The organism is Agrobacterium sp. El2ro-1b (assembly GCF_048298475.1).
Taxonomy (GTDB): Bacteria; Pseudomonadota; Alphaproteobacteria; order Rhizobiales; family Rhizobiaceae; genus Agrobacterium; species Agrobacterium fabrum.
In genome coordinates this window covers 2392794-2415225 of the sequence record NZ_CP103458.1, presented here as the reverse complement: position 1 = coordinate 2415225, position 22432 = coordinate 2392794, and the positions used below count along the sequence as shown (strand labels likewise).

General features: G+C 59.2%; 24 protein-coding genes. 12 read left to right on the top strand and 12 right to left on the bottom strand.

Annotation, left to right across the window (positions count from 1 at the left end):
• Nucleotides 1-17 precede the first annotated feature (17 nt).
• Nucleotides 18-665, bottom strand: a complete 648-nt coding sequence (locus NYR50_RS11905) for a LysE family translocator (protein ID WP_418136078.1) — start codon at nt 663-665, stop codon at nt 18-20.
• 132 nt (nt 666-797) lie between these two features.
• Complete coding sequence (locus tag NYR50_RS11900; protein ID WP_418136077.1) at nt 798-1652, bottom strand: SDR family NAD(P)-dependent oxidoreductase; 855 nt, start codon at nt 1650-1652, stop codon at nt 798-800.
• Nucleotides 1653-1966: 314 nt separating this feature from the next.
• Here NYR50_RS11900 and NYR50_RS11895 point away from each other — a divergent pair, with 314 nt between their 5' ends.
• A complete protein-coding gene (locus NYR50_RS11895) occupies nt 1967-3190 on the top strand; it encodes an argininosuccinate synthase (RefSeq protein ID WP_174009415.1) in 1224 nt (407 codons plus the stop codon).
• 210 nt (nt 3191-3400) lie between these two features.
• Here the strand turns inward: NYR50_RS11895 and NYR50_RS11890 are convergent, their stop codons facing one another.
• The gene (locus tag NYR50_RS11890; protein ID WP_174009414.1) at nt 3401-3859 is read right to left on the bottom strand and encodes a MarR family winged helix-turn-helix transcriptional regulator; all 459 of its coding nucleotides are present in this window, start codon (nt 3857-3859) and stop codon (nt 3401-3403) included.
• A 257-nt stretch (nt 3860-4116) separates the two neighbouring features.
• On the opposite strand from NYR50_RS11890, the gene NYR50_RS11885 reads away from it, so the two are divergent.
• From NYR50_RS11885 to ppa, 4 genes are all read left to right on the top strand, one after another.
• Entirely contained in the window at nt 4117-6177 is a 2061-nt protein-coding gene (locus NYR50_RS11885) for a M3 family metallopeptidase (RefSeq protein WP_418136076.1), read from the top strand.
• A 151-nt stretch (nt 6178-6328) separates the two neighbouring features.
• A complete protein-coding gene (typA, locus tag NYR50_RS11880; protein ID WP_174009412.1) occupies nt 6329-8149 on the top strand; it encodes a translational GTPase TypA in 1821 nt (606 codons plus the stop codon).
• A gap of 215 nt (nt 8150-8364) precedes the next feature.
• On the top strand, nt 8365-8871 hold the full coding sequence (locus NYR50_RS11875; RefSeq protein ID WP_080827119.1) for a GNAT family N-acetyltransferase: 507 nt from the start codon (nt 8365-8367) through the stop codon (nt 8869-8871).
• A 169-nt stretch (nt 8872-9040) separates the two neighbouring features.
• Nucleotides 9041-9574 (top strand): inorganic diphosphatase, encoded by a 534-nt coding sequence (gene ppa, locus NYR50_RS11870; RefSeq protein ID WP_006310823.1) that lies wholly within the window; start codon nt 9041-9043, stop codon nt 9572-9574.
• 5 nt (nt 9575-9579) lie between these two features.
• On the opposite strand, the gene NYR50_RS11865 is transcribed toward ppa, so the two are convergent.
• Together NYR50_RS11865 and NYR50_RS11860 are read right to left on the bottom strand one after the other, a co-directional pair.
• Complete coding sequence (locus tag NYR50_RS11865) at nt 9580-9891, bottom strand: DUF167 domain-containing protein (protein WP_418136075.1); 312 nt, start codon at nt 9889-9891, stop codon at nt 9580-9582.
• Nucleotides 9888-10178 (bottom strand): YggT family protein, encoded by a 291-nt coding sequence (locus NYR50_RS11860; RefSeq protein ID WP_003492418.1) that lies wholly within the window; start codon nt 10176-10178, stop codon nt 9888-9890. The genes NYR50_RS11865 and NYR50_RS11860 overlap by 4 nt, the downstream gene beginning before the upstream one ends.
• A gap of 245 nt (nt 10179-10423) precedes the next feature.
• Here NYR50_RS11860 and NYR50_RS11855 point away from each other — a divergent pair, with 245 nt between their 5' ends.
• Nucleotides 10424-11659 (top strand): MFS transporter, encoded by a 1236-nt coding sequence (locus NYR50_RS11855; protein ID WP_418136074.1) that lies wholly within the window; start codon nt 10424-10426, stop codon nt 11657-11659.
• 12 nt (nt 11660-11671) lie between these two features.
• On the opposite strand, the gene NYR50_RS11850 is transcribed toward NYR50_RS11855, so the two are convergent.
• The 6 genes from NYR50_RS11850 to hemC all read right to left on the bottom strand — a co-directional run bounded on the left by NYR50_RS11850 (nt 11672) and on the right by hemC (nt 17719).
• The gene (locus NYR50_RS11850; RefSeq protein ID WP_006310819.1) at nt 11672-12403 is read right to left on the bottom strand and encodes a glutamine amidotransferase; all 732 of its coding nucleotides are present in this window, start codon (nt 12401-12403) and stop codon (nt 11672-11674) included.
• Entirely contained in the window at nt 12393-12881 is a 489-nt protein-coding gene (locus NYR50_RS11845) for a TerB family tellurite resistance protein (protein WP_174020870.1), read from the bottom strand. Before NYR50_RS11845 ends, NYR50_RS11850 begins: the two co-directional genes overlap by 11 nt.
• Nucleotides 12882-12895: 14 nt before the next feature.
• Complete coding sequence (locus NYR50_RS11840) at nt 12896-14515, bottom strand: heme biosynthesis protein HemY (RefSeq protein WP_418136073.1); 1620 nt, start codon at nt 14513-14515, stop codon at nt 12896-12898.
• Nucleotides 14516-14519: 4 nt separating this feature from the next.
• Nucleotides 14520-15971 carry a COG4223 family protein gene (locus NYR50_RS11835; protein ID WP_418136072.1) on the bottom strand — a complete coding sequence of 484 codons (1452 nt, stop codon included), beginning with the start codon at nt 15969-15971 and terminating at the stop codon, nt 14520-14522.
• 73 nt (nt 15972-16044) lie between these two features.
• A complete protein-coding gene (locus NYR50_RS11830; protein WP_418136071.1) occupies nt 16045-16785 on the bottom strand; it encodes a uroporphyrinogen-III synthase in 741 nt (246 codons plus the stop codon).
• 4 nt (nt 16786-16789) lie between these two features.
• Nucleotides 16790-17719 carry a hydroxymethylbilane synthase gene (gene hemC, locus NYR50_RS11825; protein ID WP_418136070.1) on the bottom strand — a complete coding sequence of 310 codons (930 nt, stop codon included), beginning with the start codon at nt 17717-17719 and terminating at the stop codon, nt 16790-16792.
• A 73-nt stretch (nt 17720-17792) separates the two neighbouring features.
• Between hemC and tsaD the strand changes: the two genes are divergently transcribed.
• The 5 genes from tsaD (at nt 17793) to NYR50_RS11800 (ending at nt 21357) form a co-directional block, all read left to right on the top strand.
• A complete protein-coding gene (gene tsaD / locus NYR50_RS11820) occupies nt 17793-18890 on the top strand; it encodes a tRNA (adenosine(37)-N6)-threonylcarbamoyltransferase complex transferase subunit TsaD (RefSeq protein WP_418136069.1) in 1098 nt (365 codons plus the stop codon).
• The gene (locus NYR50_RS11815) at nt 18890-19873 is read left to right on the top strand and encodes an NAD(P)H-dependent glycerol-3-phosphate dehydrogenase (RefSeq protein WP_418136068.1); all 984 of its coding nucleotides are present in this window, start codon (nt 18890-18892) and stop codon (nt 19871-19873) included. The genes tsaD and NYR50_RS11815 overlap by 1 nt, the downstream gene beginning before the upstream one ends.
• An 88-nt stretch (nt 19874-19961) precedes the next feature.
• Nucleotides 19962-20255: a YciI-like protein gene (locus NYR50_RS11810; protein WP_006310800.1), complete on the top strand. Its 294-nt coding sequence runs from the start codon at nt 19962-19964 to the stop codon at nt 20253-20255.
• A gap of 6 nt (nt 20256-20261) precedes the next feature.
• Complete coding sequence (locus NYR50_RS11805) at nt 20262-20705, top strand: EVE domain-containing protein (RefSeq protein ID WP_003492407.1); 444 nt, start codon at nt 20262-20264, stop codon at nt 20703-20705.
• A 7-nt stretch (nt 20706-20712) separates the two neighbouring features.
• On the top strand, nt 20713-21357 hold the full coding sequence (locus tag NYR50_RS11800; protein WP_418136067.1) for a class I SAM-dependent methyltransferase: 645 nt from the start codon (nt 20713-20715) through the stop codon (nt 21355-21357).
• Here the strand turns inward: NYR50_RS11800 and NYR50_RS11795 are convergent, their stop codons facing one another.
• Nucleotides 21358-21726, bottom strand: coding sequence for a hypothetical protein (locus tag NYR50_RS11795; RefSeq protein ID WP_418136066.1), 369 nt, complete (start codon nt 21724-21726; stop codon nt 21358-21360). It lies immediately after the preceding gene.
• Nucleotides 21727-22031: 305 nt separating this feature from the next.
• Here NYR50_RS11795 and sdhC point away from each other — a divergent pair, with 305 nt between their 5' ends.
• The gene (gene sdhC / locus NYR50_RS11790; protein ID WP_418136065.1) at nt 22032-22424 is read left to right on the top strand and encodes a succinate dehydrogenase, cytochrome b556 subunit; all 393 of its coding nucleotides are present in this window, start codon (nt 22032-22034) and stop codon (nt 22422-22424) included.
• Nucleotides 22425-22432 lie beyond the last annotated feature (8 nt).

Here is a 22432-nt window from a genome sequence, read left to right as displayed (position 1 = left end):
CGCCTTTTTTTTAGCCCTCAGCGCGTTTGGGTGAAGAAAATCTTGACCGCGAAAAGCGAGAAGACACCGGCGATCGTATAATCGAGTCCGCGCAGAACTTTTCGGTTGCGCTGCAGCCAGGCGGAAAGAACATCGGCGGCAACAACGATGCCGATGCCGATCGGCAGCGCCACGATGATGGACCAGATGCCGAGGAAGATCAGCTTGCCGGTGACGTGCGGATCGGTTGCGCTGACGAATTGCGGCAGGAAGGTCATAAAAAAGATGATGACCTTGGGGTTCAGCAGATTGACCCAGATACCGTTCAGGAGGGCTGACTTCAGGGAGGCCTGCGCCTTTTCGCCGGTGCTTTTCACCATCACGAAATCCGAGCCCTTGCGGATCGCCTGTATGGCGAGCCAGACCAGATAGGCCGCACCACCGGTTTTCAGGATCATGAAGGCGGTCGGCGAGGCGACGATGAGGGCTGCGACGCCGAAAGCGACCAGCATCGTATGCACGGTAATGCCGATATTGGTCCCCACCAGCGTCATGAAGCCCGCCGCCCGGCCTTCGCGCAGCGAGCGGCTGATCCAGAGCGTCATGTCAGGACCCGGCGTCACCGCCAGAAGCAGAATGGCAATGGTGAAGGTGATTAATGTCGGCAGGCTCGGAACGAAATCCATCGCGGCACCCGTAAAATCTGGAGATTGCGGTTGCTTAACGCGGTTTCGTGTTTCTGCCAATGTTTTTGACTGATGACATGCCTGCAACGGGAAAATAGCCGCCGCACCCTTTTAGGAATGGCGGCTGGAATTTCAGTTTTTCAGGAAGCTGGTGAAGGCGGCGGAATATTCCGTGTGCCAGCGTGAGAGCGGCGGGCGGTTCTGGATGATGTCCTGGGCCGCCCAGAGAATGCGCTTCTCATCCGTCGGGCGGTCCACCTCGCCGTCAGGGCAGAGAATGTAGAAATCGCCGCGGCCGATACTCTCGATCATGAAATCGACGGTTTGCTCACCGGTCCAGGCGCCCTGCGGCTTTTCCGTCCGGCCATGAGCAGTCAGGCCGGTGAAGACGAAACCGGGGATTAGCAGGTGGGCGGAAACCGCGCCGTTCGGAATATTGCGCAATTCGTGCTGAAGTGCTTCCGTGAAGGTTTTCACACCTGATTTCGAGACGTTATAGGCCGGATCGCCCGGAGGCGTGGTGATGCCCTGTTTCGAGCCGGTATTGATGATCAGCGACGGTTCGCCATGGGTGATCATGCCCTGGCCGAAGACGCGGCTGCCATTCACGACGCCCATCAGATTGACGCCGATAATCTTTTCCCAGTTGGCCTGCGGCCCGAAGATGGCGCTGCCTGGTTGGATGCCGGCATTGTTCATGAGAACGTGGACGCGCCCAAAACGCTGGATCACGGCACGTTCCAGCGCCTCCAGCTCATCGAGTTTCGAGACGTCAGTCGGGATGGCGACGATCTGCGCTTCGCCATCCTTGGCGACGGCCAGAATATCCGCATGCGCTGCGGCGAGCTTTTCGCCATCGAGATCGACGAGCACGACGCTCATGCCGAAACCGGCGAATTTGCGGGCGGCGGCTAATCCGATGCCGGACGCCGCACCAGTGATGACAGCGACATTATCTTCCTTGAATGCGGGGTGGATGGTCGTCATAGGTTTCTCCTTCGCGTCGTTTCTGCTGTTTCCAGCGGTTTGCAACGTTGCCTGAACCTGAGTGGCTTCATTCACGGTCTTCAAGTCGATCGCGCCGCTTTATGATAAAGCGCGAATTTTTTAAATGCATATGACAATTGCTTCGTTCCCAACGGCGTGGCCGGTCTCACCCATCGTCATGCCTGCCCATCAATTGTTTTGTCGCTTATCTCACGGAAAAGCGCTTCACACATTTCGGGTTGCACTGTAAAAGTGCCGAAATCCCAAGGAAATGGCGGTGCCCTGATGCCGTCATCATGCAGATGGACATCACTATGGCACTCCCGAAAGACGTTAAGAAAGTCGTTCTCGCCTATTCCGGCGGCCTCGACACCTCGATCATCCTGAAGTGGCTTCAGACAGAACTCGGCGCTGAAGTCGTTACCTTCACCGCCGATCTCGGCCAGGGCGAAGAGCTTGAGCCGGCACGCAAGAAGGCCGAGATGCTGGGCATCAAGGAAATCTTCGTCGAGGACGTCCGCGAAGAGTTCGTGCGTGATTTCGTGTTCCCGATGTTCCGTGCCAACGCCGTTTACGAAGGCGTCTATCTGCTCGGCACGTCGATTGCCCGTCCGCTGATTTCCAAGCACCTGATCGAGATCGCCAAGAAGACCGGCGCTGACGCCATCGCCCATGGCGCCACCGGCAAGGGCAACGATCAGGTCCGTTTCGAGCTTTCGGCCTATGCGCTGAACCCTGACATCAAGATCATTGCTCCGTGGCGTGACTGGACGTTCAAGAGCCGTACCGACCTCCTGAACTTCGCCGAACAGCACCAGATTCCGGTCGCCAAGGACAAGAAGGGCGAAGCGCCATTCTCCGTCGACGCCAATCTGCTGCACTCCTCTTCCGAGGGCAAGGTTCTAGAAGACCCGGCGGTGGAAGCGCCTGAATATGTGCATATGCGCACCATTTCCCCGGAAGCGGCTCCGGACAAGGCGACCGTCATCAAGGTCGGTTTCCGCAAGGGCGATGCCTGCTCCATCAACGGCGTTGAAATGTCGCCGGCAACGCTTCTTGCCGCGCTCAACAATTACGGTCGTGAGAACGGCATTGGCCGTCTCGATCTGGTCGAGAACCGTTTCGTCGGCATGAAGTCGCGCGGCGTTTACGAGACGCCCGGCGGCACCATCCTGCTGGCTGCGCACCGCGCCATCGAATCCATCACGCTCGACCGGGGTGCCGCGCATCTCAAGGACGATCTGATGCCGCGTTACGCCGAGCTTATCTATTACGGTTTCTGGTTCTCGCCGGAGCGCGAAATGCTGCAGGCCCTGATCGACAAGAGCCAGGAACACGTCGAAGGCGAAGTGACACTGAAGCTCTACAAGGGCAATGTCATGGTAACCGGCCGCGAGAGCGAGAAGTCGCTCTATTCCGACGCGCTGGTGACCTTCGAGGATGATCACGGCGCTTATGACCAGAAGGATGCTGCTGGCTTCATCAAGCTCAATGCGCTGCGCCTGCGCACGCTCGCCAAGCGTAACCTCAGCAAGTAATTCTGCTGACGTGAAGATTATGAAACCCGCGGGCGGTGACGCCGGCGGGTTTTTCATGTCTTGCTTCCGGAGACGATGCGGAAGGTGATGTAGCTGGCAACGGCGGTGAATTCCATCACCGGGATAATGATGCCGAAACCGGTCAAGGGCGAACCGATAACCGAGGCGCAGCTCGTTTTGTCGACATGATCGATTCTGGCGGCATTGCGGTCAGCAGCTCTGGCCCGGCTGTTCAGGCTGGAGATTGTCGCGAAGTGTCTGCAGGAAGCCGCGGAAAAGCGCGACTTCTTCTTCGTTCAGGCCGCGCGTAGCGTGACGGACCAGTTCATCGATTTCCTGGCGCACGGCTTCCAGCATGTCGGTGGAGTTTTTTGTCAGCACTATGCGTTTCGATCGTCTGTCCAGCGGGTCCTGCTGGCGTTCGATGAGATCGAGGGATTGCAGCTTGTCGAGATAGGCGCATATCGTCATGGGCTCGATGCCGAGACGGGCGGCAATATCCGACTGCTTGCTGCCATCCACGACGGCAACCGTTAGCAATGCGCGTGCTTCGCCGGGGGTCAGGCCTAGTCCGGCTTCAGAAATTCGGCGCTCAAAAGCACTGTTCAGCAGGCGTGCGCCGCTGTTTAGCAGAAATGCCAGTGAATCTTTTTCGCGTTTCGTGCCCATGCTTCGCCTTTTTGTAAGTCAGCCTTACTAAATTCCGGGCGATAATCAATGGTGCACAAATCATATTGTCGAAAATCGAGTAAAACATGCGTCAGTTCAATTGCGGGATATTCGGCAATATAGTCGACGATTGTTACGCCGAAGCAAAAAACACAGGGCCGAAATCGGCATCGTGCGTCATCACCGTCCGGCATATTGAATTGGCGGTGGAGGCATGCCCATATGGGTTTGAAACGGAATTGCACAAGGAAGATGAAATGCCATTGAAGACCGCGCTTTATCCCGCACTCGTTGACTGGAACGGTCATAATGGTCTGCCGAAATTCGATGCGGTCAAGGATGAGGATTTCGCGCCGGCCTTCGATGCCGCCTTTCCGGCCCACGAACAGGAAATCGATGCGATTGCCGGCAATGCGCGGGCGCCGAGTTTCGAAAATACCGTCTCTGCACTGGAAATCGCCGGTGACGATCTCTCGCGTATCTCGTCGCTGTTCTGGAACAGAGCCGGCGCCAACACAAATGCTGTAATCCAGGCTCTGGAGCGGGAAATCGCACCGAAAATGTCACGGCATTATTCCAAGATCGGCATGAATGAGGCCCTGTTCAAGCGGATCGACACATTGTGGGAAAAGCGGGAGGCGCTTGGGCTGACGGGCGAACAGAGCCGCGTTCTAGAACGACACTGGAAGGGTTTCGTGCGCTCTGGTGCCAAATTGCCCAGGGATCGGCAGGAGCGGCTGGCTGCGATCAATGAGGAACTCGCCGGTCTCGGCGCGAAATTCGGGCAGAATGTGCTGGCGGATGAAAAGAACTGGAAGCTTCTGCTTTCCACGGAGGAAGAGCTTGCGGGCATTCCCGGTTTTCTGCGCGATGCGATGGCAGGTGCTGCCCGCGAACATGGCGAGGATGGCAAATTTGCCGTTACCCTTTCCCGCTCGATCATTGAGCCATTCCTCACCTTTTCCGAACGACGCGACCTGCGCGAACAGGCCTTCAAGGCCTGGGTGGCGCGGGGCGAAAATGGCGGCGAAACCGACAATCGCGAGATCGTTCGCCGCACGCTCGAACTGCGCGAGGAGAAGGCAAGGCTTCTCGGTTATGCGAATTTTGCTGCCTATAAGCTCGATGATACGATGGCGAAGACACCGGATGCGGTAAACGGTCTTCTCGGCCAGGTCTGGGAAAAGGCCGTTCAACGGGCGGGCGAGGAAGAGGCTGAACTTGCCGCCATCATCGCCGAGGAAGGGAAAAACCATGAGGTGCTGCCGTGGGACTGGCGGCATTATGCGGAAAAGCTCCGGGCACAGAAGTTCAATTTCTCCGAGGCGGAATTGAAGCCTTATCTGCAGCTGGAAAAGATCATTGAAGCCTGTTTCGATGTGGCAGGGCGGCTGTTTGGAATTCATGCGGTCGAAGTGAAGGGTGTTGCGGGCTACCACCCGGATGTGCGGATTTTCGAAATCCGCGATGATAAGGGCGATCTGAAGGCCATGTTCCTCGGCGACTATTTCGCCCGCCCCTCCAAGCGATCAGGCGCATGGATGAGTTCCTTCCAGTCGCAGCACAAGCTGCCGCTGAAGAACGGCACGGTCGGTGAAATCCCGATCATCTACAATGTCTGCAATTTCGCGAAACCGGCCGAAGGGAAACCCGCGCTGCTTTCGCTCGACGATGCGCGCACGCTGTTCCATGAATTCGGCCACGCCTTGCATGGCATGTTGTCCGATGTCACCTACCCCTCGGTATCCGGAACGGGCGTCTCGCGCGATTTCGTCGAATTGCCGTCGCAGCTTTACGAACATTGGCTGACGGTGCCGGAAATTCTGGAAAAATACGCCCTCCATTACGAAACCGGCGCGCCGATGCCGAAGGCGCTGCTGGACAAGGTTCTGGCCGCGCAAACCTTCAATGCCGGTTTCAACACGGTGGAATTCACCTCTTCGGCGATCGTCGACATGGCGTTTCACACCCGTGACAGCGTTGCCGATCCGATGGCGGTTCAGGCTGAGGTTCTGTCTGGCCTCAATATGCCGAAATCCATCGTCATGCGGCACGCGACGCCGCATTTCCAGCATGTGTTTTCGGGCGACGGTTATTCCGCCGGTTATTATTCCTACATGTGGTCGGAAGTTCTCGACGCCGATGCCTTTGCCGCCTTTGAGGAAACCGGCAATGCTTTTGATGGCGAGATGGCGCGCCGGCTGAAGGATAATATCTATTCCGTCGGGGGCTCGATCGATCCTGAAGAAGCCTATCTCGCGTTCCGCGGCAAGATGCCGAGCCCGGATGCGATGCTTTCGAAGCGCGGTCTCGTATAAGAGACTGTCATAATTCTCAGCTAGAACCTCAGCGCAGGGGGCTTATGACATGAGCCCCCCCTTTCGCATTTGCAAAAAAAAGGTTATGAGCGCGCCAAACTAAATTGGCGTTTCTCATCATTATGGCGCCCAACCTCAGAGATTTTGAACAATGGCACTTCGCAACATCGCGATCATCGCGCACGTTGACCATGGAAAAACGACGCTCGTGGACGAGCTTCTGAAGCAGTCCGGCTCGTTCCGCGATAACCAGCGCGTGGCTGAGCGCGTGATGGACAGCAACGACCTCGAAAAGGAACGCGGCATCACCATTCTCGCCAAGGCGACCTCGGTGGAGTGGAAGGGTGTTCGCATCAACATCGTCGACACCCCCGGCCACGCCGACTTCGGCGGCGAAGTCGAGCGTATCCTGTCGATGGTGGATGGCGCGATCGTTCTGGTCGATAGTTCCGAAGGCCCGATGCCGCAGACCAAGTTCGTGGTCAGCAAGGCGCTGAAGGTTGGTCTTCGCCCGATCGTTGCGATCAACAAGATCGACCGTCCGGATGGCCGCCATGAGGAAGTCATCAACGAAGTCTTCGACCTCTTCGCAAACCTCGACGCCACGGACGAGCAGCTCGACTTCCCGATTCTCTACGGTTCTGGTCGTGACGGCTGGATGAACGTCAACCCGGAAGGGCCGAAGGATCAGGGTCTCGCACCGTTGCTCGATCTGGTTCTCGAACATGTTCCGGAGCCCAAGGTTGAAGAAGGTCCGTTCCGCCTGATCGGCACGATCCTTGAAGCAAACCCCTTCCTCGGCCGTATCATCACCGGCCGCATCGCTTCCGGTTCGATCAAGCCGAACCAGGCTGTGAAGGTTCTGGGTCAGGACGGCAAGCTGATCGAAACCGGTCGTATTTCCAAGATCCTCGCCTTCCGCGGTATCGAGCGCACGGCAATCGACGAAGCCCATGCGGGCGACATCGTTGCCATTGCCGGTCTTTCCAAGGGTACCGTCGCCGATACCTTCTGCGATCCGTCCGTCACCGAGGCGATGACTGCGCAGCCGATCGATCCGCCGACCGTTACCATGTCCTTCATCGTCAACGACAGCCCGCTTGCCGGCACCGAAGGCGACAAGGTCACGAGCCGCGTTATCCGCGACCGCCTGTTCAAGGAAGCCGAAGGCAACGTCGCGTTGAAGATCGAAGAGGCCGAAGGCAAGGATTCGTTCTTCGTTTCCGGTCGTGGCGAATTGCAGCTGGCGGTTCTGATCGAAACCATGCGTCGCGAAGGCTTCGAGCTTGCCGTTTCGCGTCCTCGCGTCGTGATGCACAAGGATGAGAACGGCACCCTGCTGGAGCCGATCGAAGAAGTCGTGATCGACGTTGATGAAGAGCATTCCGGTGTCGTCGTTCAGAAGATGTCCGAGCGCAAGGCTGAAATGGCCGAGCTTCGTCCTTCCGGCGGCAATCGCGTTCGTCTGAAGTTCTACGCTCCGACCCGTGGCCTGATCGGCTACCAGTCGGAACTGCTGACCGACACGCGCGGTACGGCCATCATGAACCGTCTGTTCCATGACTATCAGCCCTTCAAGGGCCAGATTGCCGGTCGCGTCAACGGCGTTCTCCTGTCCAATGGTTCCGGCGAGGCTGTTGCCTATGCCATGTTCAACCTGGAAGATCGCGGTCCGATGATCATCGAGCCGGGTGAGAAGGTTTACGCCGGCATGATCATCGGTATTCACACGCGCGACAACGATCTCGAAGTGAACGTGCTGAAGGGCAAGCAGCTGACCAACATCCGCGCCGCCGGCAAGGATGAAGCTGTCAAGCTGACGCCGCCGATCCGCATGACGCTCGACCGCGCTCTTTCCTGGATCCAGGAAGACGAGCTGATGGAAGTGACGCCGAAGTCGATCCGTCTGCGCAAGATGTTCCTCGACGCAAACGACCGCAAGCGTTTTGAAAAGGCCAAGCTCGCAATCTGATTGCGGCTAGTCGGCACGAATTTGAAAAACCCGGCCTTGAGCCGGGTTTTTTTATGCATTCGTTTTTATGTGTGCATGAGTCGAAAGGAGCTTGTGCGAAAGGTTAAGGATGCGTTAATTTTTCCTGGTCGTCCACATGAATAGGCTGTGGGTAAGCCTGCCGGCGTTAACCTTTATGACTGGCAAGTTTCCGCAGCCGGGGCCAGAATCGCGTTATGAAAACGTTATCCATCGATGTTCGCCGTGCCGAGCCGCATGATGCGCGCGCCATCTCCGAAGCGCACCGTCTGTCGTGGCAACAGGCCTATGCGGGGCTTATTCCGCACCGGCCGTTGACGCAGATGCTGGAGCGCCGGGGTGAAGGCTGGTGGAAGAAGGCGACCAGAGGCTCTGCCACCATGCTGGTGGTGGAAGTGGCCGGTGTGGTTGCCGGATATGCGACGCTCGGTCTTAGCCGCGCGCGCGGGCTGCCGCATGACGGCGAGATTTACGAACTTTATCTGCGACCGGAATATCAGGGCATCGGGCTCGGCTCGCTGCTGTTTACGGAGGCCCGCAGGCTGCTGACATCGCTTGGCTGCAATGGCATCGTCGTTTGGTGCCTCGAAGACAGTGACGTCGCCAATCGGTTCTTCCGTTCGCATGGCGGCCGCGACATTGCCGAAGGCATGGAAGATTTCGGTGGCAAGTCGTTACGCAAGGTCGGTTTCGTCTGGAACTGACAAGAGTTGCGGACGGATTACGTGATGGTGTGGTTTTTTGCGGCCGCCATGCGTATTTGCGATAACCTCAAATCCGGCATTCTGTCTTATCCGCTCAAAGCCATGTTGCAATACGGCGACTTTCCCAGTATCGAAAACCAAATCCAACCCGTCGAATTGAGGGAAGCGAATGCGTATCGATGCAATTTCCATAGGCAAGAACCCGCCGGATGACATAAACGTTATCGTTGAAGTGCCGGTCGGTGGCCATCCGATCAAGTACGAGATGGACAAGGACGCGGGTGCGCTGATCGTTGATCGCTTCCTCTACACGCCGATGACCTATCCGGGTAACTATGGCTTTGTGCCGCACACGCTGTCCGACGATGGCGACCCGATCGACGTTCTCATCTGCAACACCCGTCCGCTGGTTCCCGGCTGCGTGATCAATGTCCGCCCTATCGGCGTGATGATCATGGAAGATGATGGTGGCAAGGACGAGAAGATCCTCGCCGTGCCGGCTCCGAAGCTGACGCAGCGTTACGACAAGGTCCATAACTACACCGACCTGCCGGAAATCACGCTGAAGCAGATCGAGCACTTCTTCGAGCACTACAAGGATCTGGAGCCCGGCAAGTGGGTGAAGATGGGCGGTTGGCAGGATGTCGACGTCGCCAAGAAGCTGATCGTCGAAGCCATCGAGCGTTACAAGACGCAGGGCTGACAGGCCTAAACCGCCAGCTTTTTAATAAGCTTTTCGAAATCCTCCGGGTCGGTATCGATCCGGAGGACTTTTTTGCGCGCTGTTTCGCCTGAAATGAAGGTGATGGAAGATTTGGGGAGGCCGAGTTTTTTCGCCAGCAAAACAATGAGGGCCTTGTTCGCCTTGCCGCCTTCCGGCACGGCGCTGACACGGGCTTTCAGATGCGCGTTCCCGTCCGCATCCTGCTCCACGCCGTCAATTGCATCACGCCCGCCGTTCGGCGTCAGGCGAACAGACAGGCGGATATGATCATCGTGTTTTCGCCAAGGGCCGCTCAAACGGTCATCGGGTAAAGCGTGTTCCACATGAAGGAGCGGATGAAGAAGATGATCAGCAGCAGGATGATCGGCGAGATGTCGATACCGCCGAGATTGGGCAGAATGCGGCGGATGGGGCGCAGGGCCGGTTCCGTGACATTGACCAGGAAACTCCCGATGGCGTTCACGAACTGGTTGCGGGAATTGATGACGTTGAAGGCGTAAAGCCAGGAAAAAATAGCGCTGGCAATCAGCACCCACGTATAGAGGTTCAAGGCCAGATCGATGGTCTGAAACAGGGCAAGCATCAATATCTCCGTATCTTGGTTGCAAGACATTTAGACATTGACGCGTGAACCGGCAAGTGTTCCGCCAGATCGTAATGATCTTTGGTCTGATCGACCGGCGGTCATCATAATCCGATTCAAGGCTTTGCGCGGGATTCCAGACGAAAGCCCCTCATACTTTTCGCCCTCCCGCTGTTGAGGGCTGGCGATTCTTGTCATATCGCTCTATTGCAAAGCTCTGATCTTGTCTCGCGAGCACCCAGCCGATGTCGTCCCTGCCTTCTGCCGAAAACCGCTTTGGCGCATTCCGGCATAGTTCCTATCGCCGCTTCTTCAGCGCCCGGTTTTTTTCGGCCTTCGCCATCCAGATCGTCAGCGTTTCCGTCGGCTGGCAGATGTATGAGGTGACAGGCAACGCCTTTTATCTCGGCCTGATCGGTCTTTTCCAGTTTCTGCCGTCGCTGCTTCTGATCCTTGTCACGGGAACGGTCGCCGACCGGCACAATCGCCGGCGCATCATGGCCATATGTCTGCTGATGGCGGCGCTTTGTGCTGTGGCGCTCCTCGGCCTCACGCTGACGCATAGCTTTTCCCCCTGGCCGGTCTTCGCCATTCTCGTCGTCTTCGGCATTGAGCGGGCCTTCATGGGGCCTGCGGTCCAGTCGCTGGCGCCCAATCTCGTGCCCGTCGAAGATTTGCCAAACGCAATCGCGTGGAATTCGTCCTCCTGGCAGATGGCGTCGATCCTCGGCCCGGTTGCCGGTGGCCTGCTTTATGGCCTCGGCGCGTCCGTCGCCTATAGCGTGGCGTTCGTGCTGTTCATCGTGTCCGCAACGCTTGCGGTGGCGATCCGCAAGCCGGAACAACGCGGGCCGGCAAAAGCCATCAACCTGGAAACCATGCTGGCCGGGTTCAAATTCATCTCGCAGGAGAAGATCGTCCTCGGCGCGATCTCGCTCGACCTTTTCGCTGTCCTGTTGGGCGGTGCTGTTGCGTTGATGCCGATCTTTGCCAAGGAAGTGCTGACACTCGGACCCTGGGGTCTCGGGCTTTTGCGCGCGGCACCCGGTATCGGGGCGATCACGGTTGCGGTTATTCTGGCGTTCAAGCCTATCCGGCACCGTGCCGGTCTGCTGATGTTCGTCGGCGTCGGCCTCTTCGGTGTTTCCACCGTGGTCTTCGGGCTCTCGCAAACCGCGTGGCTGTCCATCGCCGCGCTGGTGGTCATGGGTGCATCCGACATGGTGTCGGTTTATGTGCGCGAGACCCTGATTGCGCTCTGGACGCCGGATGAGGTGCGCGGGCGCGTGAATGCCGTGAACATGGTATTTGTCGGCGCATCGAACGAATTGGGTGAGTTCCGCGCCGGCACCATGGCCCATGTCGTGGGTGCTGTGCCGGCCGTCGTTATCGGCGGGGCAGGGACGCTTGCGGTGGCAGTTATCTGGGCGCTTGGTTTTTCCAAGCTGCGCAAGATTGACAATCTGGACGCGCCGCAATGACCCTGTAAGGTCTCAGCGCTGCGCCTTGCCTTCAAAGACCAGATCGAGAAAATTGCCAAGCCATGCCCGGAGCGGTGTGTCGAACAGCATGCGGCCTTCCAGATGCTGGCTGCCCACCTGCGCATTCGGCATTCCGAAACGTTGCGCGCCGCGCACCACCCAGCTATGCATCATGGCGCGCGTGAGTTCGGCGTGAAACTGCAAGCCCCAGGCATTTTTTCCATAACGATAGGCCTGGTTGGGATAGGTCTCGCCTGAAGCCAGAAGCTCGGCGCCGCGCGGCAGTTCGAACCCCTCCTTGTGAAAATGATAGACCATCTTCGGCCAATGCGGCATCAAAAGACGCCCGTGTTCGGTGGCGTGAAGTGGATACCAGCCGATTTCCACCTTGCCGTCCCTGTCGGCCTCGACCTTACCGCCCAGATGTTTGGACAGCATCTGCGCGCCGAGACAGATGCCGAGAAAGGGTTTGTTTTCCTTCAGCGGCACCTTCAGCCAGTCGATTTCGGCTTTGACATAATCATGCGGATCATTCGCGCTCATCGGGCCGCCGAAGATGATGGCGCCGGCATGGCGTTCCAGCGTCTGTGGCAAATCATCACCCAGTGCGGGGCGTCTTATGTCGAGGCGGTACCCTTTTTCCACCAGTATCTGGCCGACGCGGCCGGGCGTGGAACGTTCCTGATGCAGGACGACTAGCAGCGAAGGTTGTTCTCTCTGTTGCCTGGAGGGGTCAAACAGCATCGTCTTCGTTTTCGCTTTCTTCAGCGGGCCCGGACCTCGTGGCGGCCTGCTGACGTTGCAGAACCCTGTCGCGCACGGAAACACCAAGCAGATCGGCTACCCGCCAGATCACATGATCTTCCATTTCGCTTCGTTCGCCGTCAGCGTAAACAATATCCCATAATATTCCAATAAGCTCCACGCGCTGATCTTCATCGAGATGGCGGCGGATATCGGCGGTGAAGCGGTAATAATCGACGGCCTCCTTGCCGGCCTCCTGACCGGCGGTGAGAAGGGCATCGAGCTTGCCGCCATCGAGATTGTAGTATTCGTGCAGAATCTCGCGCAGGCGGTGACGCTCGCTTTTCGAGACGGTGCCATCCGCTTCCATCACCTGGAAACAGAGAGCGGCCACCGCTACCCTCAGATCATCAGGGCTGAAATCACCCGCATTCGGGCCGACGAGGTTCTGAATAAACGACTGTATTTGCTGGAACATCGATAGCCTGTTGGTCAGAAGAGTTTGAGCCGGGTCTTGGGTTCGGCTTCCGAGCCGGGTTTCTTGACACCCGGATCATCCGGCGCGCCGCCGAAAAACGGCACGGCGTCGGCCTTTTTATCCGACGCATCGGTTTCCACCGGCGCTTCGATCGGGACGGCCTTATTCTCTTTCGGCGTGGAGACGATCGGCTTCACCTCAATCGGCGTGGCCGGGACGGGTTTCGGCTCCGCACGGGGGGCCTCCGGGGCGGCGTCGACAATGATTGTCTTTACAGCCGGTTCGGCCCTTGCGGGTGCTGCGGCAATCGCATTTTCGATTGTCAGGTCTTCGACGGGTCCTTCGAGCTGGCCAAAAGGCGCTTTCCATTCGAAGGCATCCAGACGGCCGGTGACGGGCGAAACCGGCAGCCATTTTTCAGAAACGATGCCATCGGCCACCCAGGCGGGGTCCCGCGGCGCGCGCAGCGCCTGTGCCATCCAGTAGCGCACCCGGCCCTGATCACCGGTTTCGGCCTCCTCGATGTCGGCCATCAGCAGGAAGATGCTTTCGCGCGGCTCGATCCGCGCGGCTGCCTCGGCCTTGGCCCGCGCCTTGGCGAATTCCTTGGCGTCGAGCGCTGCCTGCGCCACGGCGAACAGCGATTCGATATTGTTGGGTTTCAGGCTTTCCAGCCGCTCGGCGCGTTTCAGCCGGTCAATGGCAGTATCCCCGCTGCGGGCGCGGACATAAAGCTCGGCGATTTGCGGATGCGGGTCGTTCTTCCAAACGGGTTCCAGAACCGTGGCCGCCTTGCGCAGATTGTCCTCGCGCAGATGGGATTTTGCCGCGATCAGCGCTGCCGGAACGAGGCCCTTTGCGAGCTTGAGAGCATGCTTGGCATCCTCTCGCGCACTCACCGGATCGCTTTCCAGTTTTTCGCCGGCCTTGGCGGTGAGAAGCACGGCTTTCAGCCGTTCCGCTTCACCACGCTCGATCACGCTTGCCGCCTTCTGCTGGTCTAGCAGGCGGATGGCGTCGTCCCATTGTCCGTTGCGACAACGGTTTTCCAGCGTCGCCTGCGCAGCCCACGGCAGATAGGGGGCCTTTTCCGCTGCGTCCTCGGCATATTGCTGGGCGGCTTCATAAGCGCCCTGACGGCGGGCTTCGATGTAAAGGCCACGAAGGCCAAGTTCTCGGGTTTCCGGGTCGCGGGCCATGGCCTCGAATTTGCGGCGCGCCTCGTCATATTTGCCTTCGATGAGATCGGCCTGTGCATCGAGCAGGTGGATCAGCGGCTCCTGATCGGCGCTGAGCAGACCCTGTGTGCGTGCCGTCATCTTGCGGGCGAGGATGGCATTGCCAGCGCCGGCGGCGATGAGGCCGGTGGACAGGGCCTGATAACCGCGGTCACGCTTGCGGGCGCGGAAATAGCGGCGAGCGGCATTGGGTGAGGTCCAGACGGCGTTAACGACCCACCAGATGAGCATGACGGCGGCAACCAGCGCCGCGATAATCGAGGCGGCGACCATCAGGCTCATTTCGATCAGCTGGCCCTGCCAGACGATGGAAAGCGCGCCCGGCCTGTCCGCCAGCCAAGAGAAACCGAAACCAAGCGCCAGAACGATAACGGCGAAAGTCAGAATTCTGGTCATGCGCTTACCCCTGCCTGCCGGTGCTGGTGATGGCACGGTTCAACGTACCGCCCACCAGATTTTCGACCTCGATACGCGCATCCAGAGATTTCTTGTAATCGGCGGATGCCGTCTTGGCGGCCTCGGGAAGCCCGTTCCATTCAAGTGCCGCACCTTGCAGATCGCCATTGCGCAGCTTGTTTTCCATACGCGCGATCATCGCGTCGGGGGTCTCACCCTCGATATTTCCAACCGGACGAACCTTCACCAGCGAGAAGGCGCTTTCGGTCAGGCGTTCCATGATGCCCTGATTGGGGTCGGGCTGGTTGATGGCCGACAGCATCACATTGGCGACATCAGGGAATTTCTGCATCAGCTCCGAACGCGACGGCACGCCCGTGGCGGCGAAGGATTGCAGCGATGCGATGGCCGGATCGTCAGGCGTCACCTTGGAGAGCGTGTCGAGTTCTGTGAGGAACGGACCACCGCGATCGATCGCTGCCTTCAGTGCGGCCGATGCAATGGCGCGGGCGACTTCGATATCGTCGCGCGGCTCGTTGAGCTTGGTTTCCGCATTCGCAAGGCGGCGCGTCAGTTCTGATGTGGCGGAGGCCTGCGCGGATCGCTCCGATTGCAGGGCAGCTTCCAGAGCGGTGACTTTTTCCGAAAGCCCATCTACCTGCGGCGCTTCACTTTTCGCGGATTCCAGCGTTGCGATGCGCTGTTCCAGCGCCGATGTGTCTGCCGCCGGAGCATTGGCGAGCTGCTGTCGCAGGCCGCCGATATCGGATTTCAGGGCCGCGATTTCATCGCTTCCGGCCCCGCCCGCGGTAAAGGAAGGCAGAATGCCTGCATATTGCATGCTGCCAGCGGCCGCCAGCGCCACCAGGCCGCCAACGATGCCGGCGGCGATCAGACCCGAGGTTGCGGCCTGTTTACGCTCCGCCTGTTGTGGTGTGGAGGGTTTGGCCGGTCCAGATGAGGCGGTGGCCGTTGAGGGTTTTGCAGCGGCGGCGGCGCTGCCGGATGCGCTGGTGGAGGCTGTGGAGCCAAAGGCCGGTTTCGAAGCGGCTCCAGCAGCCGAAGAGGCGCTCGCCCCGTACGCGCTCGTTGCCGGCTTGGCATCGGCTTTTGGCGGTACGGGAGCTGGTGAAACGGGCTCTTTTGGCTTGTCCGCAGGGCTTTCTGCCTTCGGCGCGGAAGGTTCTACCTCCGTCTTGCCGACGTTGGGCTCAGGCTCGAGAGGGGTTTTGGGCGGCTGGTCCCAGACTGGCGGGGGATTGCCAGCGGCTGCTGCGGGCTTTGTCTCTTCAACGCCCGGCTCTGCGGTTGCGACCGGCGTTTGGTCACCCGCCTTGTCGTCCGTCCTGGCAGCGTCTCCCTCGGCAGAAATTGCTTTCACGTCTTTCGCGTCCAGGTCGATTGTGACCGGTTCGGCTTTGGACTTGGAGTGGCGTGGCGGCTTTCCCGATACCATGACAACCTCATTTCTGCCTGCAATACTCTAAACCTAGTCAGTGACGGCGGCAAAGGAAAGAGGCGAGGTCGAATTAGGTTCCAGAGTTATGGTGCAGAAGTTCGAACATCGCGGCCTCGCTCGGCTCTTCGGTGGCCTTGGCATTGGCACGGAAGATTTCCGGAACCAGAGACAGCACGTTGCGGCTGATGCAGATAAATTTTGTCGCCGCCAGCGCCGTCACGTATCTGTCCGCCGATACATGGCGGAAAAAGGCCCGCGCCGCTTCAGAGGAATAGAGCAGGACCATATCGGCGGTCGTGTCGAGAAGCGTCGTTTCGAGCGTGTTTTCAGAGATATCCGAGGGCAGCATCTCGTAACAGTCGACCGTTCTGAAGGGAATGCCCGCGGCGGCAAGGCCCTCTTCGAAGACGGAGCCACGCGGCCGGCCGGCGAGGTAGAGCAAGGGTTCTTCTTCGGTCAAAAAAGCGCGGTGCTGTTTCACCAGCGCGGTCAGACCCAGAGCATCTCCTGAGGCAGTGAATATCTGCTCGAAGCCGGTTTTTTGCGCTGCTTCCGCCGTTGCCCCGCCGACGGCGAAAAGCGGTTTCGACAGATAGGTGGTAAGCTGTTCTTCGCACGTTGCCAGCGCCCGCAAGGCTTCGGCGCTGGTCACCGCGATGGCGCCAGCCGGATCGGACAGCGCCGAGGTGGCGCGTTCGCCATGATGGACGGGATGAAACAGCGGAAGAAGCACCGGCGCATGGCCAAGCGCTTCAAGCTTTGCGGCCGTCCGTTCGCCCGAACGCTGCGGCCGGGTGACGACGATCCGCACCGGCTCAGCTCCAGCCTTCGAAGAAATTGCTGCCCGCTTTGGCGCGCACCTCTTCGCCGGCCTTTTTCCCCAGTATCAAAGCGTCCCTGCAGTTGCCGGAGATTTCGACGCCGTGGCTTATCTGGCCATCGGGGGTAAGGATCAGGCCGGAAAAATGCAGGTTATCACCTTCGCAGGTGGCGTAACCGGCAATGGGGGTACGACAGGAACCGTCAAGCGCTGCCAGAAAGGCACGCTCACAGGTCACGGCGTCATAGGTGGGCCTGTCGTTTATGGGAGCCAGCAATTTATCCATGCGGGCGTCACCGATGCGGCTTTCGACCCCGATCGCGCCTTGGGCTGGAGCTGGCGGGAATTCTTTTGGATCGAGAATTTCCGTCGGCACGTTGTCCTTGCCGAGCCGCTTCAGGCCGGCAAAGGCAAGAAGTGTGGCGTCCGCCTGGCCTTCTTCGAGCTTGCGCAGGCGCGTGTCGACCAGACCGCGGAAAACGATGACGCTGAGATCCGGGCGCAGGCGGCGGATCAGCGCCTGGCGGCGCAGAGATGCGGAGCCGACAACGGCGCCCTGCGGCAGCTCCAGAAGCTTCGGTGCCGTGCGGCCGATGAAGGCGTCGCGCATGTCTTCACGCGGCAGGAAAGCGGAAAGATAGAGGCCCTCAGGCAAAACCGTCGGCATGTCCTTGGAGGAGTGCACGGCGATATCGAGTTCGCCGGACAGGAGCTGGTTTTCCAGTTCCTCCGTGAACAGGCCCTTGCCGCCGATTTCCGACAGAGCGCGGTCGGTAATCCGGTCGCCCTTGGTGGATAGCACGACGATTTCGAACATCTCTTCCGGCAGACCATGCGCCGCCATCAGCCGGCTGCGGGTCTCATAAGCCTGTGCGAGCGCCAGCGGGCTGCCGCGCGTGCCGATTCGGAAAGGTTTTGTTTGCATCCGCGTCTATCCATTGTTACCGGAGTTGTCTTAGACCAACTCCGCGCATGATCGCAATGAACGAACAGATTTGATGACCCCCTTTCTTCGTATCCTCGGCATAGAGACAAGCTGTGACGAAACCGCTGCATCCATTGTGGTTCGGCATGCGGACGGGCGTGGTGAGATCGTCTCCGACGTCGTTTTGTCGCAGCTTGAGGAACACAGTGCCTATGGCGGTGTGGTGCCGGAAATTGCCGCGCGCGCCCATGTCGAGGCGCTGGATACGCTGGTGGAAGAGGCGCTGGAACAGGCAGGCGTCACCCTTGCCGATGTCGATGCCATTGCCGCCACCTCCGGCCCTGGGCTCATCGGCGGGCTGCTGGTGGGGCTGATGACCGGCAAGGCCATCGCCAAAGCGGCCGGCAAACCGCTTTACGCCATCAACCATCTGGAAGGCCACGCGCTGACGGCGCGGCTGACCGACGGTCTGTCTTTTCCCTATCTGATGCTGCTGGTTTCAGGCGGCCATACCCAGCTGGTGCTGGTGCGTGGCGTTGGCGAGTACGAGCGCTGGGGCACCACCATCGATGACGCTTTGGGTGAAGCTTTCGACAAGACCGCGAAGCTTCTCGGTTTGCCTTATCCCGGCGGGCCAGCGGTTGAGAAGGCGGCAGCGAAGGGTGACCCGAACCGGTTTCCGTTGCCGCGCCCGATGGTCGGCGAAACCCGTTTGGATTTTTCCTTCTCCGGCCTGAAGACAGCGGTGCGGCAGGCCGCGACCGCCATCGCGCCGCTTTCGGAGCAGGATATTGCCGATATCTGCGCCTCCTTCCAGAAGGCGGTGTCGCGCACCCTGAAAGACCGTATCGGCCGTGGCCTTGCGCGTTTCAAAGAAGAATTTCCGCATCTCCATGGAGAACCGGCTCTTGTCGTGGCCGGCGGCGTAGCCGCCAACCAGGAAATCCGCCAGACCCTGCAGGCACTTTGCGATACACACGGCTTCCGCTTCGTCGCGCCGCCACATCGGCTTTGCACCGATAATGCTGCGATGATTGCCTGGGCGGGGCTGGAGCGCATGGCGGACGGCAGGCAACCCGATGCGCTTGAGGTCGCGCCGCGCTCTCGCTGGCCGCTTGACGGCAGTGCAGAGACATTGATCGGTTTCGGTAAAAGAGGAGCCAAGGCCTGATGCAGCGGGAGAAAATCGTCGTCATTGGCGCCGGTGCCTTCGGAACCGCGCTTGCCGTCGTCATCGCGCTGGAAAACCGGCATGATGTGACCCTGCTCGGCCGCGATCCGTCGCTGATAGCCGATCTAAGGAATGAACGCGTACACGAGGCCGCCCTACCGGGCGTGGAGCTGCCGGATACACTTGAATTCTCGGCCGAGCCTGACGTGCTGGCTGACGCCAGTATTGTGTTGTTCGCCATGCCTTCGCAGGCCCATGCCGACGCCGCGCGGCACTATTGCCCTTATCTGGCTAGTGACTCTATCATCGTCACCTGCGCGAAGGGTATCGACCGCAGCTCCGGTCGGCTGCTGACGGAACTTCTGGAGACGGAACTGCCGCATCATCCCATTGCTGTTCTGTCCGGGCCGGGCTTTGCTGCCGATATCGCGCGCGGCTTGCCGACCGCCATGGCGATTGCGGCGGAGGACGCCGCGGTTGCCGACCGGCTGGCGACCACGATTTCCGGCAGGACCTTCCGGCTTTATGCCTCGACAGACCGCATCGGCGTGCAGCTCGGCGGCGCGCTGAAGAATGTTCTCGCCATCGCCGCCGGTATCGTCGAAGGCGCTGGGCTCGGGGATTCCGCCCGGGCAGCGCTGATTTCGCGCGGGCTTGCCGAAATGTCGCGTCTCATCGTCGCCATGGGCGGCAAGGCCGATACGGTGCGCGGTCTTTCCGGCCTTGGCGATCTGGTGCTGACGGCGACCAGCCACCAGTCACGCAACCTGCGTTTCGGCATCGCGCTTGGCCGGGGTGAGGGCAAGGACACGTCCGGCGGGCTGGTGGAGGGTGCCTTTGCTGCAGCCGTTGCCGCCCGGCTCGGCGAACACCATGCTGTCGACATGCCGGTGACCGAGGCGGTGGCCGCCATTATCGATGGCAATCTGGATGTGGCGAGCGCCATGCAACAATTGATGACACGGCCGATCACCACCGAATGAGGTGGGGCGGCCGAATAATATTTTACGCATGTCCTGGTCCCAAAACCGCTGACCCATTTGGGAGACATGCTCTAGCAAGGAGACGACAATGCTGTTTGCCTTTATCTGCAAGGACAAGCCCGGCCATCTGAACGTGCGCATGGAAACGCGCCCCGCCCATCTGGAACATCTGAACAAGCTGAATGCCGAAGGCACGCTGAAGATCGCCGGCCCGTTTCTGGATGCCGAAGGCAAGCCGAATGGCAGCCTCGTCATCGTGGAGGCTGCTGATATCGAAGCGGCGAAGGCTCTCGCCGATGCTGATCCCTATGCCAAGGCCGGCCTGTTCGAAAGCGTCGATGTGAAGCCCTATAACTGGGTCTTCAACAATCCGGGAGCGTGATCGGAAATGGCGAATTACTGGCTTTACAAGTCCGAGCCGTTCAAATGGTCGTGGGAAATGCAGAAGGCCAAGGGTGAGGCCGGCGAAGAATGGACCGGCGTGCGCAACTATCAGGCCCGCAACAACATGCGCGCCATGAAGATCGGCGACAAGGGTTTCTTCTATCACTCCAATGAAGGGCTGGATGTCGTCGGTATCGTCGAAGTCTGTGCCTTGTCGCATCCGGATTCGACTGCGGAGGGTGATCTGAAGTGGGATTGCGTTGATATCCGCGCCGTCTGCGATATGCCCCAGCCGGTTTCCCTGAAGGATGTGAAGGCAAACCCAAAGCTCGAAAAGATGTCGCTCGTCACCTCCATGCGGCTTTCCGTGCAGCCGGTGACGGAAGAGGAATATCTTGAGGTCTGCCGCATGGGCGGCCTCGCCAATCCGCCGAAATCGCCGGACTGATGTTTCGGTGAGGACCGATCCCGAACGCTTCATTCTCGAAAACACCGGCATCCTGCATCCGCCGCATGTGCCGGAACTGCGTCTGCATCTCGCCAGTGAAGCCCATGAGCTGTGGCTGAAGACGGAGGAGGAGCTGGAGGAGATCGGCCTGCCGCCGCCCTTCTGGGCTTTCGCCTGGGCCGGCGGGCAGGGGCTTGCCCGTTATGTTCTCGATCACCCTGAAAGCGTTTGCGGCAAGCGTGTGCTGGATTTCGCCAGTGGCTCTGGTCTGGTTGCCATCGCGGCAGCAAAGGCCGGTGCAGCCAAGGTTCTGGCCGCCGACATCGATCCGTGGACGGAAACGGCCATTCGGTTGAATGCGGCGCTCAATGGCGTGGATATCAGCTTTACGGGGTTCGACCTCGTCGGCAATCCGGTCGATGCCGATGTCCTCTTGGCTGGCGACGTGTTCTACGACCGCACTTTTGCGGATCTTCTCGTGCCGTGGTTTCTGGAGCTGACGGAGAAGGGCGTGATCGTGCTCGTCGGCGATCCGGGGCGAGCTTATCTGCCCAAAGAACTGCTTCGCGCCGAGGCGACCTATCAGGTGCCGGTGACGCGGGCGCTGGAAGACAGCGACGTGAAGAAGACCACGGTGTGGCGTTTTATCTGATCAGGGCCTGATGATGCAGACGCCATGTTCGTAGGCGCAGGCATCGTCTGCGTTTTCGGCATGGACAGAGATGATCTTCGCCTTGGGCGCAAGTTGCAGACCCGCTCGATCCGTAATAGCTTTTCGTGAAAATCCGCTGCTGATCGCGAAATAATTGCCGTTTCCGCGCACCCGAAGGGCCGATATGCCGCCGACATAGGTGCCGCCGGGCAGGGCGGATGGCAACCCATCGGTAGAGAAGCTTACCTGGGATTGATGATGCCGATATGGGTGGCGGCCATAAAAATCCTCTGCCGCTGCCGGTGGCATAAAGGTTAAAATGGCGCCTGCAACCATCATGATCAGGGCGGCGATTCGGCGCTGTAACATGAGCTTCATGCTCCGCTTTTATTGGTTAACCAATCGTAAATTACACCTTTTCTGAATTACGTAAAGGTAAATATTTTGAGGGCGTAAATCTTGGAAACGCTCGATTTTTTATTTTAACATGAAAAAATCCAAAAAAAATTCGTGAACCAATCGATTAAATTCGAATCGGTCATGAAATGTGCTTGTGATGACGCCCCCATGTGATTAAACGTCGCGGTTGGTGCAATGCACATTCTTTCGTCATGTGCTGTTGCTTGGGGGCGTCCTGTCTGAATGGGCGCACGGGAAAACGCCGCGAGGTTCTGATGGCGAATGTGACAAATAACCGGCCTCTGTCGCCGCATCTTCAAATTTACAAGCCTATCCCGACGATGGTTGCATCCATCGTGCACCGCATCACTGGCGGCGCGCTTTATTTCGGGACGCTTTTGGTCGCCTGGTGGCTGATCGCGCTTGCTTCTGGCCCTGCCTATTACGACTGGGTCACCTGGGCGATGGGCACGATCATCGGCAGGCTTATCCTGATCGGCTATACCTGGGCTCTGGTTCACCACATGCTGGGCGGTCTTCGCCACTTCATGTGGGATCTGGGTCATGGTTTCGACAAGCACTTTACCACCAAGCTGGCAAAGGCCTCGTGGGTCGCGTCGATCTGTCTGACCGCGCTGATCTGGGTCATTGTCCTGATCGTGCGCTGAGGAGATTT

Excerpts from the sequence above, each read along its gene's own strand:
- NYR50_RS11905 (WP_418136078.1), bottom strand. The coding sequence starts at position 665 with ATGGATTTCGTTCCGAGCCTGCCGACATTAATCACCTTCACCATTGCC.
- NYR50_RS11900 (WP_418136077.1), bottom strand. The coding sequence starts at position 1,652 with ATGACGACCATCCACCCCGCATTCAAGGAAGATAATGTCGCTGTCATC.
- NYR50_RS11895 (WP_174009415.1), top strand. The coding sequence starts at position 1,967 with ATGGCACTCCCGAAAGACGTTAAGAAAGTCGTTCTCGCCTATTCCGGC.
- NYR50_RS11890 (WP_174009414.1), bottom strand. The coding sequence starts at position 3,859 with ATGGGCACGAAACGCGAAAAAGATTCACTGGCATTTCTGCTAAACAGC.
- NYR50_RS11885 (WP_418136076.1), top strand. The coding sequence starts at position 4,117 with ATGCCATTGAAGACCGCGCTTTATCCCGCACTCGTTGACTGGAACGGT.
- typA (WP_174009412.1), top strand. The coding sequence starts at position 6,329 with ATGGCACTTCGCAACATCGCGATCATCGCGCACGTTGACCATGGAAAA.
- NYR50_RS11875 (WP_080827119.1), top strand. The coding sequence starts at position 8,365 with ATGAAAACGTTATCCATCGATGTTCGCCGTGCCGAGCCGCATGATGCG.
- ppa (WP_006310823.1), top strand. The coding sequence starts at position 9,041 with ATGCGTATCGATGCAATTTCCATAGGCAAGAACCCGCCGGATGACATA.
- NYR50_RS11860 (WP_003492418.1), bottom strand. The coding sequence starts at position 10,178 with ATGCTTGCCCTGTTTCAGACCATCGATCTGGCCTTGAACCTCTATACG.
- NYR50_RS11855 (WP_418136074.1), top strand. The coding sequence starts at position 10,424 with ATGTCGTCCCTGCCTTCTGCCGAAAACCGCTTTGGCGCATTCCGGCAT.
- NYR50_RS11850 (WP_006310819.1), bottom strand. The coding sequence starts at position 12,403 with ATGCTGTTTGACCCCTCCAGGCAACAGAGAGAACAACCTTCGCTGCTA.
- NYR50_RS11845 (WP_174020870.1), bottom strand. The coding sequence starts at position 12,881 with ATGTTCCAGCAAATACAGTCGTTTATTCAGAACCTCGTCGGCCCGAAT.
- NYR50_RS11840 (WP_418136073.1), bottom strand. The coding sequence starts at position 14,515 with ATGACCAGAATTCTGACTTTCGCCGTTATCGTTCTGGCGCTTGGTTTC.
- NYR50_RS11835 (WP_418136072.1), bottom strand. The coding sequence starts at position 15,971 with ATGGTATCGGGAAAGCCGCCACGCCACTCCAAGTCCAAAGCCGAACCG.
- hemC (WP_418136070.1), bottom strand. The coding sequence starts at position 17,719 with ATGCAAACAAAACCTTTCCGAATCGGCACGCGCGGCAGCCCGCTGGCG.
- tsaD (WP_418136069.1), top strand. The coding sequence starts at position 17,793 with ATGACCCCCTTTCTTCGTATCCTCGGCATAGAGACAAGCTGTGACGAA.
- NYR50_RS11815 (WP_418136068.1), top strand. The coding sequence starts at position 18,890 with ATGCAGCGGGAGAAAATCGTCGTCATTGGCGCCGGTGCCTTCGGAACC.
- NYR50_RS11810 (WP_006310800.1), top strand. The coding sequence starts at position 19,962 with ATGCTGTTTGCCTTTATCTGCAAGGACAAGCCCGGCCATCTGAACGTG.
- NYR50_RS11805 (WP_003492407.1), top strand. The coding sequence starts at position 20,262 with ATGGCGAATTACTGGCTTTACAAGTCCGAGCCGTTCAAATGGTCGTGG.
- NYR50_RS11795 (WP_418136066.1), bottom strand. The coding sequence starts at position 21,726 with ATGTTACAGCGCCGAATCGCCGCCCTGATCATGATGGTTGCAGGCGCC.
- sdhC (WP_418136065.1), top strand. The coding sequence starts at position 22,032 with ATGGCGAATGTGACAAATAACCGGCCTCTGTCGCCGCATCTTCAAATT.